The organism is Stenotrophomonas humi, from assembly GCF_001431415.1.
Classification (GTDB): Bacteria; Pseudomonadota; Gammaproteobacteria; order Xanthomonadales; family Xanthomonadaceae; genus Stenotrophomonas; species Stenotrophomonas humi.
In genome coordinates this window covers 139,714-156,588 of the sequence record NZ_LDJI01000004.1, presented here as the reverse complement: position 1 = coordinate 156,588, position 16,875 = coordinate 139,714, and the positions used below count along the sequence as shown (strand labels likewise).

14 protein-coding genes are annotated in these 16,875 nt (G+C 64.6%); 9 read left to right on the top strand and 5 right to left on the bottom strand.

Features of this window, described 5'->3' with window-relative positions; translation table 11 throughout:
- The first annotated feature begins 82 nt into the window (after positions 1-82).
- The gene (locus tag ABB26_RS02060; RefSeq protein ID WP_057631911.1) at positions 83-1,192 is read left to right on the top strand and encodes a sterol desaturase family protein; all 1,110 of its coding nucleotides are present in this window, start codon (positions 83-85) and stop codon (positions 1,190-1,192) included.
- Between the two features lie 171 nt (positions 1,193-1,363).
- Here ABB26_RS02060 and ABB26_RS02055 read toward each other — a convergent pair whose 3' ends face one another.
- The 3 genes from ABB26_RS02055 to ABB26_RS02045 form a co-directional block, all read right to left on the bottom strand.
- Positions 1,364-1,999: a glutathione S-transferase family protein gene (locus ABB26_RS02055; protein ID WP_057631910.1), complete on the bottom strand. Its 636-nt coding sequence runs from the start codon at positions 1,997-1,999 to the stop codon at positions 1,364-1,366.
- Positions 2,000-2,184: 185 nt separating this feature from the next.
- The gene (locus ABB26_RS02050; protein ID WP_057631909.1) at positions 2,185-2,496 is read right to left on the bottom strand and encodes a hypothetical protein; all 312 of its coding nucleotides are present in this window, start codon (positions 2,494-2,496) and stop codon (positions 2,185-2,187) included.
- A gap of 528 nt (positions 2,497-3,024) precedes the next feature.
- Positions 3,025-4,542, bottom strand: a complete 1,518-nt coding sequence (locus tag ABB26_RS02045) for a fumarate hydratase (RefSeq protein WP_057631908.1) — start codon at positions 4,540-4,542, stop codon at positions 3,025-3,027.
- A gap of 216 nt (positions 4,543-4,758) precedes the next feature.
- Between ABB26_RS02045 and ABB26_RS02040 the strand changes: the two genes are divergently transcribed.
- The 7 genes from ABB26_RS02040 to ABB26_RS02010 all read left to right on the top strand — a co-directional run bounded on the left by ABB26_RS02040 (position 4,759) and on the right by ABB26_RS02010 (position 12,929).
- Positions 4,759-5,655 (top strand): RNA polymerase sigma-70 factor, encoded by an 897-nt coding sequence (locus ABB26_RS02040; protein WP_057631907.1) that lies wholly within the window; start codon positions 4,759-4,761, stop codon positions 5,653-5,655.
- Between the two features lie 37 nt (positions 5,656-5,692).
- The gene (locus ABB26_RS02035; protein ID WP_057631906.1) at positions 5,693-6,139 is read left to right on the top strand and encodes a carboxymuconolactone decarboxylase family protein; all 447 of its coding nucleotides are present in this window, start codon (positions 5,693-5,695) and stop codon (positions 6,137-6,139) included.
- Between the two features lie 80 nt (positions 6,140-6,219).
- The gene (locus ABB26_RS02030; RefSeq protein WP_057631905.1) at positions 6,220-6,864 is read left to right on the top strand and encodes a trimeric intracellular cation channel family protein; all 645 of its coding nucleotides are present in this window, start codon (positions 6,220-6,222) and stop codon (positions 6,862-6,864) included.
- Positions 6,865-7,056: 192 nt separating this feature from the next.
- Positions 7,057-7,374, top strand: coding sequence for a BON domain-containing protein (locus ABB26_RS02025; protein ID WP_057631904.1), 318 nt, complete (start codon positions 7,057-7,059; stop codon positions 7,372-7,374).
- 76 nt (positions 7,375-7,450) lie between these two features.
- Positions 7,451-9,313 carry an ABC transporter ATP-binding protein gene (locus ABB26_RS02020; protein ID WP_057631903.1) on the top strand — a complete coding sequence of 621 codons (1,863 nt, stop codon included), beginning with the start codon at positions 7,451-7,453 and terminating at the stop codon, positions 9,311-9,313.
- A gap of 301 nt (positions 9,314-9,614) precedes the next feature.
- On the top strand, positions 9,615-10,400 hold the full coding sequence (locus ABB26_RS02015) for a ferredoxin--NADP reductase (protein ID WP_057631902.1): 786 nt from the start codon (positions 9,615-9,617) through the stop codon (positions 10,398-10,400).
- 114 nt (positions 10,401-10,514) lie between these two features.
- Complete coding sequence (locus tag ABB26_RS02010) at positions 10,515-12,929, top strand: AAA family ATPase (RefSeq protein WP_057631901.1); 2,415 nt, start codon at positions 10,515-10,517, stop codon at positions 12,927-12,929.
- Between the two features lie 55 nt (positions 12,930-12,984).
- Here the strand turns inward: ABB26_RS02010 and ABB26_RS02005 are convergent, their stop codons facing one another.
- Entirely contained in the window at positions 12,985-13,467 is a 483-nt protein-coding gene (locus tag ABB26_RS02005) for a glutathione peroxidase (protein WP_057631900.1), read from the bottom strand.
- Between the two features lie 145 nt (positions 13,468-13,612).
- On the opposite strand from ABB26_RS02005, the gene ABB26_RS02000 reads away from it, so the two are divergent.
- Positions 13,613-15,784, top strand: a complete 2,172-nt coding sequence (locus tag ABB26_RS02000; RefSeq protein ID WP_057631899.1) for a M3 family metallopeptidase — start codon at positions 13,613-13,615, stop codon at positions 15,782-15,784.
- A gap of 89 nt (positions 15,785-15,873) precedes the next feature.
- On the opposite strand, the gene ABB26_RS01995 is transcribed toward ABB26_RS02000, so the two are convergent.
- Positions 15,874-16,875: an HlyD family secretion protein gene (locus ABB26_RS01995; protein WP_057631898.1), complete on the bottom strand. Its 1,002-nt coding sequence runs from the start codon at positions 16,873-16,875 to the stop codon at positions 15,874-15,876.

Here is a 16,875-nt window from a genome sequence, read left to right as displayed (position 1 = left end):
AGCATTCGCCACCGTGCTCCGGGGCTTTCGGAGGGCCGTTCCGACAGGCAGAATCCCCGGGTCACAGACAGGAAGTCCGCGCATGCTCCGACAACACCGTTCGTTCTTCGCCTATGGCTCGGCACTGCTGGGGCTGTTGAGCCTGATGGCCGTGGCGTGCTTCCACTTCCCGGAACTGCTCACCAGCCGCGAGTTCCGGGCGGTCTACAACGAGCACTTCGCCCGCCACCTGCTGCTGGTTGGCCTGGCAGCGGCGTTCATCATGGGCACGACGGCGATCCTGCGAGACCGCAACAAGCGCATCGCCACCATTGGCGTCGCCAGCGCGACGCTGGCGGTGCTTCTGGGCGGCACCAATGTGCAGTTCGACAGCGTAGGACAGACACCCTACTCGCTGGGGTTGGACTGGTTCGTGCTGTCGCTGTTCTTCTCGGCGCTGGTGTTCGTGCCACTGGAGCGCTACCTGGGCAAACGCATGCTGTCGCCGCTGCGCCCCGGCTGGCGCACCGACGTGGCCTACTTCTTCATGAGCCACGTGCTGGTGCAGTTCATCCTGATCCTGGTGACGGCCTCGACTTCGACCATTGCCGGATTGGCCGCATTCCCATCGCTGAAGATGGCGATCCAGTCATTGCCGGTGTGGGCGCAGTTCCTGATCGCGGTGTTCGTCGCCGACATGGCGCAGGCGCTGCTGCACCGCGCATATCACAACATTCCGTGGCTCTGGCGCTTCCACGCCGTGCACCACTCCAGCCGCCACATGGATTGGCTGGCCGGTTCGCGCATCCACCTGGTCGAGATCGTGATGACACGCAGCGCAGTGCTGCTACCACTGTTGATCCTTGGGTTCTCAACCCCGGCGGTGAACGCCTATGTGATCCTGGTCGGACTGCAGGCGGTGCTGGCACATGCCAACCTCGGCATCCGTTTCGGCTGGCTGGAATACCTGCTGGTGCTGCCGCGTTACCACCACTGGCACCACGCACGGCAGCAGGAATACGTGGATGTGAACTACGCCATCCACCTGCCGCTGGTGGACATGCTGATGGGCACCTTCAAGCTGCCGCGTGATCAAGCACAGTGGCCGCAGGAATACGGCGTGATGAAGCTGGAGACGGTGCCGAACGGGATCGTCAAGCAGCATCTGATGCCGTTCCAGGGTGGGCGCAAGTTCGAGGATTACGTGGATTGAGGGCTGGGTTGGCGGACCCGGTTGCGATGACCTGCATTGCTCCCCTATCCCCCGGCGGAAGAAGGTACCCACAGAGCGGATGAGGGCGCCCTGCTTCTGCTGGCTTGATGCATCCGTTTTCCCAAACCCCTCTCCCCCAAAAAGGGAGAGAGCCGTTGAAAGTGCAGCAACTCACGTCCAGTCAGTGATGCCTTCGCGTCGATAGACTTCGGCAAACGCCGGGCGCGCCTTCATCAGCGCCGCATGTGCAGCCAATGCCGGCCAGCGGTCACTCGGCCGCGGCATGTTGCGGCTCCAGCGCATCAGCATGGTCAGCAGGAAATCCACCACCGATATGTTCTTACCCAGTGCGTAAGGACCAGCGGCAGCAAGATGGTCAGCCATCTGCTGCCAGGCCGTTTCCAGTTGCACACGCGCACGCTCCTTGACCTCGGCGACGTTCGCCTCGCCCGCCGGTTCGTCCGGATAGAACCACGCACGATAGGCCGGCATCAGGGTGTACACGCAGAAACAGATCCAACGGTAGTAGTCACCGCGTTCATGGCTGCCCGGTGCCGGCGCGAAACCTGCCTGCGGATGCAGATCCGCCAGATGCATCGCGATGGCAGCCGATTCGGTCAACACCTGGCCGTCGATGATCAATGTCGGTACACGGCCAGCGGGATTGAGGGCGAGGTATTCGGCCGACTTCTGCTCATGCTGGTCGAAATCCAGCTGATGCAGTTTGTGCTCGATGCCCAGTTCGATGAGCAGCCAGTGCACGACCAGTGAAGCGGTGCTTTGCGATCCATACAGCACGACGGACATGGGCGACCTCCAGAGTTGGACAGGCCCGCATTCTACTTCCGTAGGTGACCTCGGCCGCGAAGCTCGAACGCGCCCCATTTCACCGGCTTCGCGCCTGGAGCGCTCCTGCCGTTGCCGCCGCCTTCATCGCCAAGATGCGGGTTCCTTACGCGCGTCCCGGAGCATGGCTCGGCACTATCGGCGACTCAGTTGCAGCTGGCCATGCAGCTGTTGAGCCGCTCGCCACACACCGCTGCGGCCGAACGATTCTGGCAGAAGGCCTGAGACGTCTGGCAGGCGCCGCGCAGTTCCGGATTGGTGATCTTGTCGCACTGATTGTTCCGGCTCGCCTCAGCACAATCACCGAAGCTGCGGGGGTTGGCGTTGCAATCCTGGTAGCGGGCCTGGCAGTAGTTCACACAGACCGCAGGGTCGTTCCGCGGCGCCACCTCCCGGTAGCTAGCGCACCCCAGCAGCAAAGCTGCCAGAAGCCCCGACAGCACGATGGAAGCTCGCATGACTTTTTCCTTCCTGATGGCGGTGACCGCAGTCAGCGCTCGATCACCCGACCGCCGCACTCAACCACACAACTACGCCAAGACGCCTCGCATGGCCCGGTACTGGCAACCACGCCCGGACAGAACGAGCCCCCACCGTTGACCACTTCGCACCGCTCGACGTCCTTGTCCTGCACATAAATCCGCTCACACTTGTGTTCGACCCTTTCAGCCCTGCTCTCACATGAGGATGCCTCGTTTCGGGCGACTATTTCGGCATCGCGGATGCACATCGTCTTGCGGCTCGAGCATTGATCCGCACAGATCCGCCCTGCGGCCGTCTCCGGCATGACCACCTCATAGGATCTGCAGCCAGTGACCAATACGGCAGAGACCACTACTACTGCCCACATCCAACGATGGCGCCAAACATGATCTCGTGACATGCATCCTCCCTGGCCATGTCATACCGGCAGTCAACCTGCCCGAAAACGACGACGGCCCGAGCATAGCCCGGGCCGTCGTGGCATCACCAGTGAAGGGCGCGGATTACTCGACCACCACCGGAATCTTGCCGATGCGGGCCTGCCACTCACGCGGGCCGGTCTTGTGTACCGACTCGCCGGTGGAGTCCACCGCCACGGTCACCGGCATGTCCTGCACGGTGAACTCGTAGATGGCTTCCATGCCCAGATCGGCGAAGCCGACGACCTTGGAGGCCTTGATCGCCTTGGACACCAGGTAGGCCGAGCCGCCGACCGCCATCAGGTAGGCCGACTTGTTGTCACGGATGGCCTCGATCGCGGCGGGGCCACGCTCTGCCTTGCCGACCATGCCCAGCAGGCCGGTCTGCTCCAGGATCTGGCGGGTGAACTTGTCCATGCGCGTGGCGGTGGTCGGGCCAGCCGGACCCACCACTTCGTCGCGCACCGGATCGACCGGGCCCACGTAGTAGATGAAGCGACCCTTCAGGTCGACCGGCAGTTCCTCGCCCTTGTTGAGCATCTCGACCATGCGCTTGTGCGCGGCGTCGCGGCCGGTCAGCAGCTTGCCGTTGAGCAGCAGGGTCTGGCCCGGCTTCCAAGCGGCCACTTCTTCCGGGGTGATGGTGTCCAGATCGACGCGGGTGCCCTTGGAGGCGTCGTAGGTCAGCTTCGGCCAGTCTTCCAGCGACGGCGGGTCCAGCATCACCGGGCCGCTGCCATCCAGGGTGAAGTGCGCATGGCGGGTAGCCGCACAGTTCGGGATCATCGCCACCGGCAGGTTGGCGGCGTGGGTCGGGAAGTCCTTGACCTTGATGTCGAGCACCGTGGTCAGGCCGCCCAGGCCCTGCGCACCGATACCCAGTGCGTTGACCTTTTCGTACAGCTCAAGACGCAGCTCTTCGGCACGGTTGGAAGCGCCGCGGGCCTGCAGATCGGCGATGTCGATCGGCTCCATCAGCGATTCCTTGGCCAGCAGCATCGCCTTCTCGGCAGTACCACCGATACCGATGCCAAGCATGCCCGGCGGGCACCAGCCGGCGCCCATGGTCGGCACGGTCTTGAGCACCCAGTCCACGATCGAATCGGACGGATTGAGCATGGCGAACTTGCTCTTGGCTTCCGAGCCGCCACCCTTGGCAGCCACGATCACGTCGACCGTGTCACCCGGCACGACCTTGACGTTGACCACACCGGGGGTGTTGTCCTTGGTGTTGGTGCGCTTGCCGGCCGGGTCGGCCAGCACCGAGGCGCGCAGCTTGTTGTCCGGGTAGGCATAGGCGCGGCGGATGCCTTCGTTGGCCATGTCCTCGACGCCCATCGTGGCGTCATCCCAGCGCACGTTCATGCCGATTTCCAGGAACACGGTGACGATGCCGGTGTCCTGGCAGATCGGGCGGTGACCTTCGGCGCACATTCGCGAATTGATCAGGATCTGCGCAATCGCCTCCTTGGCGGCCGGCGACTCCTCGCGCTCATAGGCGGCAGCGAGGTTCTTGATGTAGTCGACCGGGTGGTAGTACGAGATGTACTGCAATGCGTCGGCGACGGACTGGATGAAATCTTCCTGCTTGATCGATGTCACGGCTTGCTCGCTTGCTGAAGGCTGGCGGGGGTTCAGCCGGCCATTTTACGCCTTGCCGGCGGGCCGTGCTTCCTGGCCCTGCCCGGCCTTGGCAGGAGCGGCCTCGGCCGCGAAACGATGGCGATCCGGGGCACCGCGAGCCTCGTGTCTGAAAGCGCTTGTGCGGGTGGGGCTTTTACACTGTCACGCCGGCCCGGCTTGCTGCGTCCTTGCCTCATGAACGCCGAAATCACTTTCCAGACCCACCGCCCCCGCCTGCAGGCCCTGGCCTACCGCCTGCTGGGCAGCCGTACCGACGCCGAAGATGTCGTCCAGGATGCCTGGCTGCGCTGGGCCAATGCCGATATCAGTGCCATCCGCGACGCCGAAGCCTGGTTGGTCACCGCAACCACCCGGCTGGGCCTGGACCGGCTGCGTGCACTCAAGCGGGAACGCCTGCAGTACGTCGGCCCCTGGCTGCCCGAACCGCTTGAAATCCACCTGGAACCGGACACCAGCAGCGACCCGGCACAGGTATTCGCGCTGGCCGATGACGTCTCCGTCGCCTTCCTGGCCCTGCTCGAACAGCTGGGGCCGGAAGAACGCGCCGCGTTCCTGCTCAAGGAAGCCTTCGACCACAGCTATCAGCAGATTGGTGAACTGATCGGGCATAGCGAGGCCAACTGCCGGCAGTTGGTGCACCGGGCGAAACAGCGGTTGCAGGCGGGGCGTCCACGCTTCCAGGCCGCTCCGGACCAGCACCGCCGACTACTGGCGCGCTTCATGGAAGCGGCGCAGCGCGGCGACAGCGAGGCCATCCAGGCCCTGCTCCACGCCAATGCCACCCTCGTTTCCGATGGTGGTGGCGTGGTCACTGCCACGGTGCGACCGCTGCGGGGCGCAGAGCGTATCGGCCGCCTGTACTGGGCCATCGCGCGCCGTGGCGCGGCGTTGCCGGCGCGACTGGGTTACGTCAACGGTGAACTTGCGATCCTGCGCTTCGCACAGGGCAAGCTGGCCTCGTTCACCACCGTCGAAGTAGATGGTGATCGCATCGTCGCGCTGTACAGCGTGCTCAATCCAAACAAGTTGCCGCTGCTTGTCACGACCGCCGACGCTGGTGCGTCCCTGTAGATGAAAGGCGGCCATTCCGGCCGTCAGGAGATCCCCGATGTCCGCTGCTTCCCCCCGCGTCGCTTATACCCGCCTGGCTGCCGACGCCTTCAAGGGCCTGTTGGCCACCAGCAAGGCCGTACATGACAGCTCGCTCGAGCATGACCTGATGGAATTGGTGTTCCTGCGCGTGTCGCAGATCAACGGCTGCGGCTACTGCATGGACATGCACGGCACCGCGCTGCGCAAGGCCGGCATCGAACCACGCAAGCTCGATACGCTGCCAGCCTGGCATGAAAGCCGCTTTTTCGATGCCCGCGAGCGCGCCGCGCTGGGCTGGGCCGAAGCGCTGACCCGACTGCCGGACGGCGCCCCCTCCGATGCCGCCTTCGCGGCACTGGCACCGCACTTCGACGAAAAGGGCATCAGTGACCTGAGCATGGGCGTGGCGGTCATCAATGCCTGGAACCGCCTCGGCGCAGGCCTGCTGCCGCCCCTGCCGTAAACAGACCGGTCCGGCCCGGCGATATCCACGCCAGACCGGACCGATGGCCGCGGGCATGGACAGGCAGCACAATAGACCGCATGAACACGCTCGTCCTGATCCTCGACCTCATCGGCACCTTTGTCTTCGCCCTGTCCGGGGCGACGATGGGCGTGCGCCGCCGGCTGGATATCTTCGGCGTGCTGGTGCTGTCCTTCGCCGCCGCGCTGGCCGGCGGCATCACCCGCGACCTGCTGATCGGCGCCACCCCGGTAGCGGCGATCAGCGACTGGCGCTATCCGGCCATCACCCTGGCCGCCGGTGTTGTCACCTTCTTCTGGGCACCGCTGATCGAGCGCATGCAGTACCCGGTGCGCATGTTCGATGCGATGGGACTGGCGCTGTTTGCGGTGGCCGGGACGCAGAAGGCGTTGTCCTACGGCATCGACCCGCCGATGGCGGCGGCCCTGGGCATGTTGACCGGCATCGGCGGTGGCATCGCCCGTGACGTGCTGCTGGCGCAGGTACCGCTGGTGCTGCAGGCCGAGCTGTACGCCGTGGCCGCTTTGGCCGGCGCATCGATCGTGGCCATCGGCTACTGGCTGGGCCTGCCGCCCCTGCCCTGCGCCCTGGCCGGCGCCGGCCTGTGTTTTGGCCTGCGGATGATGGCGATGCACTTTGGCTGGCATCTGCCGGTAGCCCTTCAGTCCTCCGACCCATCGCCGCCGGAGGGCCCCCGCTCGTAGCTGCCGCTTGCGCCGCAAGACTGGTAATACCCCAGGCAGTTCTTCGCCCGTGTTTGCTGGGCGCTCCCCGAAGGTGATCGACCTCTCCTTGCGGCGGCCACGTCAGCCTCCCCCTTCGGCATCGGCCCCGGGTGACGTCACACTCACGGCGTCTGCGCCATCGTGCAGGTCCCACTCCCACTGGAGATCGCAATGGCCACAGAACGCCCTGACACACTGATCGCCGACGAAGTCGTGCATACGCTGGGCCAGCACAGCCAGTCCTCGCAGGTACTGGTGCAGGTGAAGGATGGCGAGGTCACGCTGTCCGGCGACGTGCCCGACGCGGCCGCCAAACGTGCTGTCGAAACACTCATCGCCGGTATCGAGGGCGTGCGCAACGTGCGCAGCCATCTGCATGTCGATTCGGGAAACAGTTCGTTCGGTTCACGCGGTGAAGCCGTGCGCGACAATCCTGATGGTCGCGATGATGCGCAGATGGGCGATATCGATCTCGACAAGGACGGCTGAGGCCGCGCGCATCAGCCATTGATGCACCACGCTTTGCAGGTACCCTGAACACGCACCCCCGCTGTTTGAGCCGCCCATGCCGCACCCCTCCGCTGTACCCGCCAAGCCGCAACCCAGCCTGCGCGAACGCATGAATGCCATGCGCAACCTGCCGCCTTTCCTGCGGCAGGTGTGGCAGACCAGCCGCGTATTGACGATGACCAGCCTGGGCCTGCGCCTGATCCGCGCCGTGATGCCGGTGGCGATGCTGTACGTGGGCAAGTTGATCATCGATGAGGCCGTGCATCTGGCCGGCGCCGGTGGCATGCCGCCGCTGGGCGAAGCACTGTCCAGCGGGCACCTCAACACCCTGCTCGAACTGTTGCTGCTGGAACTGAGCATCGCCATCGGCTCGGACCTGCTTGGGCGCATGGTCAACTACGCCGATTCCCTGCTGTCGGAGTTGTTCACCAACGCCACCAGCGTGCGCCTGATGGAGCACGCCGCCGAGCTGGATCTGGAAGACTTCGAGGACCCGGAGCTGCAGGACAAGCTCGACCGCGCGCGGCGCCAGACCATGGGCCGCATGAGCCTGATGAGCCAGTTGTTCGGGCAGGCGCAGGATGTCATCACCGTGATCAGTTTCGCCGCTGGTCTGGTGATGTACGCGCCCTGGTTGATGCTGCTGCTGGCGGTGGCACTGATCCCTGCATTCGTCGGCGAATCGCACTTCAACACGCTGGGGTACTCGCTCAACTTCAGCTGGACGCCCGAACGCCGCCAGCTGGATTACCTGCGCCAGGTCGGCGCCAGCGTGGAGACCGCCAAGGAGGTGAAGATATTCAACCTCCACCGCTTCCTGATTGACCGCTACAAGCTGCTGTCCGAGCGTTTCTACCGCGCCAACCGCGCGCTGGCGCGCAAGCGCGCCGTGTGGGGCACGCTGCTCGCCGCGCTGGGCACGCTTGGCTACTACGCTGCCTACGCCTACATCGCCTGGCGCACCATCCGCGGTGATTTCAGCATCGGCGACCTGACGTTCCTGTCAGGCAGCTTCATGCGCCTGCGCCAATTGCTGGAAGGCCTGCTGACCGGCTTTTCGCAGGTGGCCAGCCAGGCGCTGTACCTGGACGACCTGTTTTCATTCTTCGCGATCAAGCCGGAAATTCACTCGCGCGAGAACGCGGTCGCGATACCGCGCCCCATTCGCGAGGGCTTCGTGTTCGAGAACGTCGGCTTCCGCTATCCCGATGCCGAGCGCTGGGCGGTGCGCCATCTCGATTTCCAGCTGCAGGCCGGTGAGGTGATTGCACTGGTCGGCGAAAACGGCGCCGGCAAGACCACCTTGGTCAAGTTGCTGGCACGGCTTTATGACCCGGACGAAGGTCGCATCCTGCTCGATGGTCGCGACCTGCGTGACTACGACCTGGACGACCTGCGTGCCAACCTCGGCGTCATCTTCCAGGACTTCGTGCGTTACCACCTGACGGCCGGCGAAAACATCGGCGTGGGCCTGGTCGAGTCCATGCAGGACGCGACACGCATCCGGAATGCCGCCCGCCGCGCATTGGCCGATGAGGTCATCGATGCACTGCCGGGCAGTTACGACCAGCTGATCGGCCGCCGCTTCAAGACCGGTGTGGATCTGTCCGGCGGCCAATGGCAGAAGATCGCCATCGCCCGCGCCTACATGCGCGATGCGCAGGTGATGATCCTGGACGAACCCACCGCCGCACTGGATGCGCGCGCCGAGTTCGAGGTGTTCCAGCGTTTCAAGGAGTTGTCGGACAACCGCACCGCGGTACTGATCTCGCACCGCTTCTCGTCGGTGCGCATGGCCGACCGCATCCTGGTGCTGGCCGACGGCCGCATCGAGGCCAGCGGCACCCACGAGGAACTGATGATCGAGGGCGGCCGCTACGCGGAGTTGTTCGAACTGCAGGCGGCCGGCTATCGCTGATGCAGTTGCAGCCGCCCGTGCTCCCGGCCAGACACCGCGTCTGTCCGGCTGCGAAGGCCCCCGCAGGGGTCAGTCGGTAACGTCGATCGACCTTGACCGGGATCCACTCCCCGCATCTGGGCAGCGCCCACTGCTCGGATTCTCTCCCGCTCTGTCATGCCACGCAGGGCCAGGCATGGGCTTCTTGACGCAGTGCAAGCCGAGCGCGGCTCTCCCTGCCTGATACTCTTCAAATGAGATTCATTCCTATTTGATCAGGATCGGATAGAATGCAACGGTCATCCATATAACGACCTACGGCATGTCTTCCGCTTTTGGCGCCGAAACGGTGCTTGAAGTCCGTCACTGGACGGACGCCTACTTCAGCTTCTCCACTACCCGCGACAGCGGCTTCCGCTTCGACAATGGCCAGTTCGTGATGATCGGCCTTGAAAACGAAGAAGGCAGCCGGCCGCTGATGCGCGCCTATTCCATCGCCAGCGCCAACTGGGAAGAGCAGCTGCATTTCTTCAGCATCAAGGTGCAGGAAGGCCCGCTCACCTCGCGCCTGCAGCACCTCAAGCCCGGCGACAAGGTGCTGGTCGGCAAGAAGCCCACCGGCACCCTGCTGATCAGCGACCTGCACCCCGGCAAGCATCTGTACCTGCTGGGCACCGGCACCGGCCTGGCGCCGTGGCTGAGCATCGTCAAGGATCCGGAAACCTACGAGCGCTTCGATAAGGTCATCGTCTGCCACGGTGTGCGCTTCGAGAAGGACCTTGCCTACCGCGACTACTTCGAGAAGGAATTGCCGGAGGATGAGATCCTCGGCGATATCGTTCGTGACAAGTTGCTGTACTACCCGGCTGTCACCCGCGAACCGTTCCCCAACCAGGGCCGCCTGACCACCTTGATGGAAACCGGCCTCATGCAGCAGAGCCTCGGCCTGCCGCCGCTGGACCCGGCCAACGACCGCTTCATGATCTGCGGCAGCCCGCAGATGCTGGCCGACCTGCGCAGCGTGCTGGATGCGCGTGGCTTCGAGGTTTCCTCGCGGATCGGCACGCCCGGCCACTATGTGTTCGAGCGCGCCTTCGTCGAGAAATAAGCGCCCTGTAAGGGATTCACCTACAGCGTGCTGCTTTGAAGCATTGCGTTGATCGTTTAGCTTACCGGCCGGGTCATGATGATCCGGCCGTTTTCAGTACAGGGGATAGGATTCATGAGTTCCAGCAGTCCACGCAGCAGCTTCATCGACAAACAGCGCACGGTGCTGCTTCAGGAACTTGCGACATGCCAACAGCGGGCCGAGATCGCCAAGCAGGCACTCGGCGCGGCCTACCCTGCCGCCTGCCAGGCCGCGCAGACCATGCGCCCCGCGTTCGAGCAGGGGCTGGCGCAGGCCCGCCGCGATGCGATGGACAACGGTCGCAAGGGCACCTGGGGCCCGGCCCTGAGTCTGGGCGCGACATTGGGCAAGGGTGGCTTCCGCACCATTTTCTGGTTGGTGCTGATCGCCAGCCTGCTGTTCTACAGCCCGCTGCGTGACCTGTACCGCCAGTACTCCTACAGCCTTCCGTTCCCGGTCAGCCTGCTGTTCTCGCTGAGCGTGCTGGTCCCGCCGGGGCTGATGCTCTACGCAGGCCTGGTGTGGCTGGGCCGTCGTCTGCTGTCCAAGCGCAACGCCGCTGGCGCGCTGGCGTCGATCGACGAACTGGGCAAACGCCAGCTGCAGTTGAACGCGTTCGGCAAGAAGCATGAGGACGGCCGCACGCATCCCTATCCTGTGGTACGCGCTCCGGCGCCCTCGGTGGAGAAGCTCGGCCTGAGCTGGCAGCTCTCCGAAAAGCATGACAACTCAAACTCGGTGATGGTCGGCCTGAGCCTGGACCTGGCCGCAGACAAAGACCCTGATCTTTTCATCCGCCTGCCGTTGAACGGCCAGCCCGCTGGTTATCTGCGGCTGAGCGCCAACGTGGACAATCACACCGCCGTGTGGAGCCCACTGGCGGTCGAACTGGCGCCGCTGCTGGCACCGTTCGCCCAGCCCATCATTGATCTGCAGCAGCTCAGCGCGCCGTACGAACGCGAGTTGCTTGTGCAGAAATCGCTGCTGGGCCGGCTCGCCTCGCTGGACAAGCTGGAAGCAAATTGGCAGGACGTGGCCATTCCCGAGGAAACTCTGGAGCAGGTGATCAAACTGGTGGACCGGTTTGCCGCCGGCACCCCGCCTCTGCCCAAGGGCATGTTGCTGTGGGGGCCGCCCGGCACCGGCAAGACCCTGATCGCGCGCAAGCTGGCGCAGCATGTGAACTGCAATTTCGTGGCACTGACCATCGCCGATCTGAAGGGCGAGCACATCGGCCAAACCGGTCCCAAGGTCAAGAAGATCTGGGACAGCGCACGCAGCAGCAGCCCCACCATCCTGTTCGTGGATGAATGTGAAAGCGCCTTCGCCCGCCGCGGCAGCCGCGATACCGACAACTTCGGCAACGAGCTGGTGCAGACCTTCATCGCCGAGTGGGATGGTTTCAACCAGGGCGGCGGCAATGTACTGGTGATCGGTGCGACCAACCGCCGCGAGTTGATCGATGACGCCGTGCTGTCGCGCTTCACCGTGTCCATCGAACTGCCGGCACCGGATGCCGCCGCACGTGAGCGCATCCTGCAGGCCGAGTTCGGCAAGGCGCAACTGGCACTGCCGGTGACCGAAGCACTCGTCCGCGAGACATCCGGCATGTCCGGTCGCGACCTGTCCACGCTGGTGACCAGCGTGGTCGCCACGCACCCGGCCGGGCGTCCTTCGCACGAGAATTTCAGCACTGCCATCGCGCGCCTGCGCGGCAAGAGTTCGACCTCGGTGGAAGTGCTGGGCTGGGACGATGTGATCCTGCCCACGTCCACCCGCAACGAGTTCGAGAGCCTGGGCAAGGAACTGCTGCACGCCGAAGAGCTGGCCCGGATGAATATTCCGGTTCCGCGCGGCATCCTGCTGTACGGCCCACCCGGCACCGGCAAAACCCAGATCGCCCGTGTGCTGGCGAGCCAATCCGGGCTGTCGTTCATTTCGGCCTCGTCGAGCGACGTCAAAGGCCAGTTCATCGGCGACGGCGGTGCAAGGGTCAAGCAGTTGTTCGAAACGGCGCGCGCGCAGGCGCCGTGCATTCTGTTCCTGGATGAGATCGACACCATCGCCCCGCCACGCGGCAGCAGCGGCTCGGACAAGCTCAACGCCGAGATCGTCGCCCAGCTGCTGCAGGAGCTGGACGGTGTGACGACCCGGAAGGGCCAGGTGTTCCTGCTCGCCGCCAGCAACCATGTCGACAGCATCGACAGTGCCCTGCTCTCACGCCTTGAGCGCAAGATCCAGATCGGCCTGCCCGATGCCACGGCACGCGCGGCGATCCTGCGCCTGCAGCTGGCCGGCAAGCCGCTGGGCTTCGCCGTCAATGACGTACTGGAGGATCTGGCTGCCGCCACGCACGGCAAGTCCGGTCGCGACCTGCAGTCGCTGGTCACCGCTGCCACCCGTCGCGCATTGCAGCGGGCGATGATGCAGGACGGCGACCCGACCAAGGTGCTGGTCCAGCATCAGGATCTGCTCGACGAAGTGGCTGCCTGCGCGGCGCCGGCCTGATCGACAACGTCCGTCGCGCGCCGGCGCCTGCATGGCCCGGCGCGAGAAACCGGATTCAGCCCAACGCCGCCCGGATGTCGCCTTCCAGCGATTCCGGCTTGGCGGTGGGTGCATAGCGGTCGATCACCTGCCCGTCGCGGCCGACCAGGAACTTGCTGAAATTCCACTTGATCGCGCCAATGCCCAATGCGCCGCGCTTCTGTTGTTTGAGCCACTGCCACAACGGATGCGCATTGGCACCATTGACTTCGACCTTGGCCGACATCGGGAAACTCACCCCGTAGTTGAGCGCGCAGAACGACTGGATGTCGGCCGCTTCACCCGGTTCCTGGTGGCCGAACTGGTCGCACGGGAAGCCGATCACCACCAGCCCCTGCGGACCCAACTCGCGCCAGAGCCGCTCCAGTCCTTCGTACTGCGGGGTGAAACCGCATTTGGAGGCGGTGTTGACCACCAGCAGTGCCTTGCCTGCGTAGGCCGCCAGATCCAGCGGCCGGCCATCCAGCGCGGTGGTCTTGAAGTCGAATGCAGTGGTCATGGCCAGCTCCCGGGCAGAGCCACAAGCGTACGCCATCGCTCAGTCGGGTACGGTGTTTTCCGTTGCAACCATGCCGTTCGACACACCCGGATGCCGGCCCGCGCGGGTTAACCTTCGCGATCAGTATTTTCACGGAGCTTCCGCCTTGAACACCCGCCTCGCCCTTGCCCTCGCCGCGACCCTGGGCCTTGCCCTGCCGGCCTACAGCGTGACCGCAAACGCCGCTGCCACCCAGTCGGCCGAACAGGCCAATCCGTTCTTCGCCGAAAGCCCGCTGCCGCTGCACTACCCGCAGTTCGACAGGATCAAGGATGCCGACTTCGCACCGGCCTTCGACGCAGGCATGGCACAGCAGCTGAAGGAAGTGGAAGCAATCGCCAACAACCCGGCGGCTCCGACCTTTGAGAACACCCTGATCGCGCTTGAGAACAGCGGCGCCGTCCTCGACCGTGCCACCACCGTGTTCTTCTCGCTGATCGGCGCGGACACCAACGACACGCGCAAGAAGCTGCAGGCTGACTACTCGGCCAAGTTCGCCGCGCACAGCGACGCCATCAACCTCAACGGCAAGCTGTTCCAGCGCATCGAGAAGCTCTACAACGACCGCGCCACGCTGGGCCTGGATGCCGAAGGCCTGCGTCTGGTCGAGAAGTACCACGACAACTTCGTGCGCTCCGGCGCCAAGCTGGGCGACGCCGACAAGGCCAAGCTCAAGGCAATGAACGCCGAGCTGGCCAACCTAGGCACCAAGTTCAGCCAGAACGTGCTGGCCGAGGTCAACGGCTCGTTCATCGTGGTTGATGACGTGAAGCAGCTGGACGGCCTGTCGGCCGAACAGATCGCTGCCGCCGCCGAAGCCGCCAAGGCCCGCAAGCTGGACGGCAAGTACGTCATCGCCCTGCTCAACACCACCGGCCAGCCGTCGCTGACCAACCTGACCAACCGCGAGCTGCGCCAGAAGATCTACGAAACCTCGGTTTCGCGTGGCAGCCGCGGCGGTGAGTACGACAACACCGCGCTGGTCTCGCGCATCATGACCCTGCGCGCCGAGAAGGCCGCGCTGATGGGCTTCCCGAACTTCGCCGCCTATTCGCTGGGCAACCAGACCGCCAAGACCCCGGAAGCCGTCAACGCGATGCTGGGCCAGCTGGCGCCGGCCGCCGTGGCCAACGCCAAGCGCGAAGCCAGCGACCTGCAGGCAATGATCGATGCCGAGCAGAAGGCTGCCGGCAAGCCGACCTTCGAACTGCAGCCGTGGGATTGGGCCTTCTACAGCGAGAAGGTCCGCCAGGCCAAGTACAACTTCGACGAATCGCAGCTCAAGCCGTACTTCGAGATGACGAAGGTGCTGGAAGACGGCGTGTTCTTCGCCGCTGGCAAGGAGTTCGGCCTGAGCTTCAAGCAGCGCACCGATCTGCCGGTCTACCACGCCGACGTCACCGTCTACGACGTGTTTAACGAAGACGGCAGCCAGCTGGCGATCTTCATCTTCGACCCCTACGCACGTGAGTCCAAGCGTGGCGGTGCATGGATGAACGCCTACGTTTCGCAGTCGGGCCTGACCGGTGACCTGCCGGTGGTGGCCAACCACCTCAACATCCCGAAGCCGCCGGCCGGCAAGCCGACCCTGCTGACCTGGGACGAAGTGACCACCACCTTCCACGAGTTCGGCCACGCCCTGCACGGCATGTTCTCGGACGTGAAGTACCCGTACTTCGCCGGCACCGCCGTGCCGCGTGACTTCGTCGAGTTCCCCTCGCAGGTCAACGAGATGTGGTCCGACGAGCCGACCATCCTGGCCAACTACGCCAAGCATTACCAAAGCGGCGCCGCCATGCCGCAGGCGTTGCTGGACAAGGTGATCGCCGCAGCCAAGTTCAACCAGGGCTTCGCCACCACCGAGTACCTGGGCGCCGCGATGCTGGACCAGAACTGGCACCAGATCGGCGTCAAGGACGTGCCGGCTCCGGCGGACGTGATCAAGTTCGAACGCGCTGCACTGGAGAAGGACGGCATCTACTACGCGCCGGTTCCGCCGCGTTACCGCACCACCTACTTCAGCCACATCATGGGCGGCTATTCGGCCGGCTACTACGCCTACATCTGGTCGGAAGTGCTGGACGCCAACACCCAGAAGTGGTTCCGCGAAAACGGTGGCCTGACCCGTGCCAACGGCGACCGCTTCCGTGAAACCCTGCTGTCCAAGGGCGGCAGCGTTGATGCGATGGAGCTGTTCCGCAACTTCGCCGGCCATGAGCCGCAGATCGAGCCGCTGCTGGAGAAGCGTGGCCTGACCACGGGCGCAGCCAGCAACTAAGCGTTCGCAGCAACGTGGCTTGAATGAAAACGCCCGGCGATTGCCGGGCGTTTTCTTTTGGAGCCAGGATGAAGCTGGAGCCCCCCTGCTTATCCGTGCGGCTCCACCACCACCGTCGCGGTCATGCCATTGGCCAGCACCACGCCGTCGCGCGTGCTGTCGGCATCAAGCTTGATCCGCACCGGAATGCGCTGGGCCAGGCGCACCCAGTTGTAAGTCGGGTTGACGTTGGCCAGCAGGTCACTGCCGGTTGGGCTGTCCGCATCGGTAATGCCGTGGGAGATGCTCTCGATATGGCCATGCAGTTCCTGGCCACTCATCAACTGCACCCTGGCACCGTCGCCCACATGCAGCTGCGACAGCTTGGTTTCCTCGAAGTAGCCGTAGACCCAGAACGATGCCGTATCGATCAATGCCAGGCGTGCGGCACCGGCGCTGGCGTAATCACCGGCTCGCACTTCCAGATTGGTCACATAGCCATCCACCGGCGCGCGCACCTGGGTGCGCTCCAGATTCAGCTCGGCGGTATCCAAGGCGGCCTGCGCCTGCTCCACCGCGGCCAATGCCTGCTGCTGCGAAGCGCTGGCCTGTTGCCGGTTGGCCTGTGCCTGCGCCACACCGGCGCGTGCGGCCTGCGCTGCACTGAGCGCGTCGCTGCGGGACTCTTCGGAGATCAGGCTGCCTACGATGCGTTGGCGACGCTGGTACTGCAGCTCATAGCGATTGGCGTTGACGCTCTGCTGGGTTGCACCGGCCGCGGCAGCCTGGATGCTGGCACCGGCCGCACGCGCGGCTGCCCGTGCGGCATCAAGATTCGCATGCGCCTGTGCCACCGCGTTGCGGTAGCGCAGCGGGTCGACGGCGAACAGTACATCGCCACGCTTGACCAACTGGTTGTCACGCACCGCCACGTCGGTGACCAGCCCGGACACGTCCGGCGCTATCCGCACCACCTCCGCACGCAGGCGTCCTTCGCGCGTCCATGGCGAGTACATGTAGTGACGCCACATCGCCATTGCGATCAGCACGGCCACCACCACCACGACCGCGGTGATGGAAAAACGAAGCAAGGATTGGGTTTTGGGGGACAT

What these genes read in the sequence shown, in the direction of transcription:
- ABB26_RS02060 (WP_057631911.1), top strand. Translation starts at nt 83, where the DNA reads ATGCTCCGACAACACCGTTCGTTCTTCGCCTATGGCTCGGCACTGCTG.
- ABB26_RS02055 (WP_057631910.1), bottom strand. Translation starts at nt 1,999, where the DNA reads ATGTCCGTCGTGCTGTATGGATCGCAAAGCACCGCTTCACTGGTCGTG.
- ABB26_RS02050 (WP_057631909.1), bottom strand. Translation starts at nt 2,496, where the DNA reads ATGCGAGCTTCCATCGTGCTGTCGGGGCTTCTGGCAGCTTTGCTGCTG.
- ABB26_RS02040 (WP_057631907.1), top strand. Translation starts at nt 4,759, where the DNA reads ATGAACGCCGAAATCACTTTCCAGACCCACCGCCCCCGCCTGCAGGCC.
- ABB26_RS02035 (WP_057631906.1), top strand. Translation starts at nt 5,693, where the DNA reads ATGTCCGCTGCTTCCCCCCGCGTCGCTTATACCCGCCTGGCTGCCGAC.
- ABB26_RS02030 (WP_057631905.1), top strand. Translation starts at nt 6,220, where the DNA reads ATGAACACGCTCGTCCTGATCCTCGACCTCATCGGCACCTTTGTCTTC.
- ABB26_RS02025 (WP_057631904.1), top strand. Translation starts at nt 7,057, where the DNA reads ATGGCCACAGAACGCCCTGACACACTGATCGCCGACGAAGTCGTGCAT.
- ABB26_RS02020 (WP_057631903.1), top strand. Translation starts at nt 7,451, where the DNA reads ATGCCGCACCCCTCCGCTGTACCCGCCAAGCCGCAACCCAGCCTGCGC.
- ABB26_RS02015 (WP_057631902.1), top strand. Translation starts at nt 9,615, where the DNA reads ATGTCTTCCGCTTTTGGCGCCGAAACGGTGCTTGAAGTCCGTCACTGG.
- ABB26_RS02010 (WP_057631901.1), top strand. Translation starts at nt 10,515, where the DNA reads ATGAGTTCCAGCAGTCCACGCAGCAGCTTCATCGACAAACAGCGCACG.
- ABB26_RS02005 (WP_057631900.1), bottom strand. Translation starts at nt 13,467, where the DNA reads ATGACCACTGCATTCGACTTCAAGACCACCGCGCTGGATGGCCGGCCG.
- ABB26_RS01995 (WP_057631898.1), bottom strand. Translation starts at nt 16,875, where the DNA reads ATGTCCCCCAAAACCCAATCCTTGCTTCGTTTTTCCATCACCGCGGTC.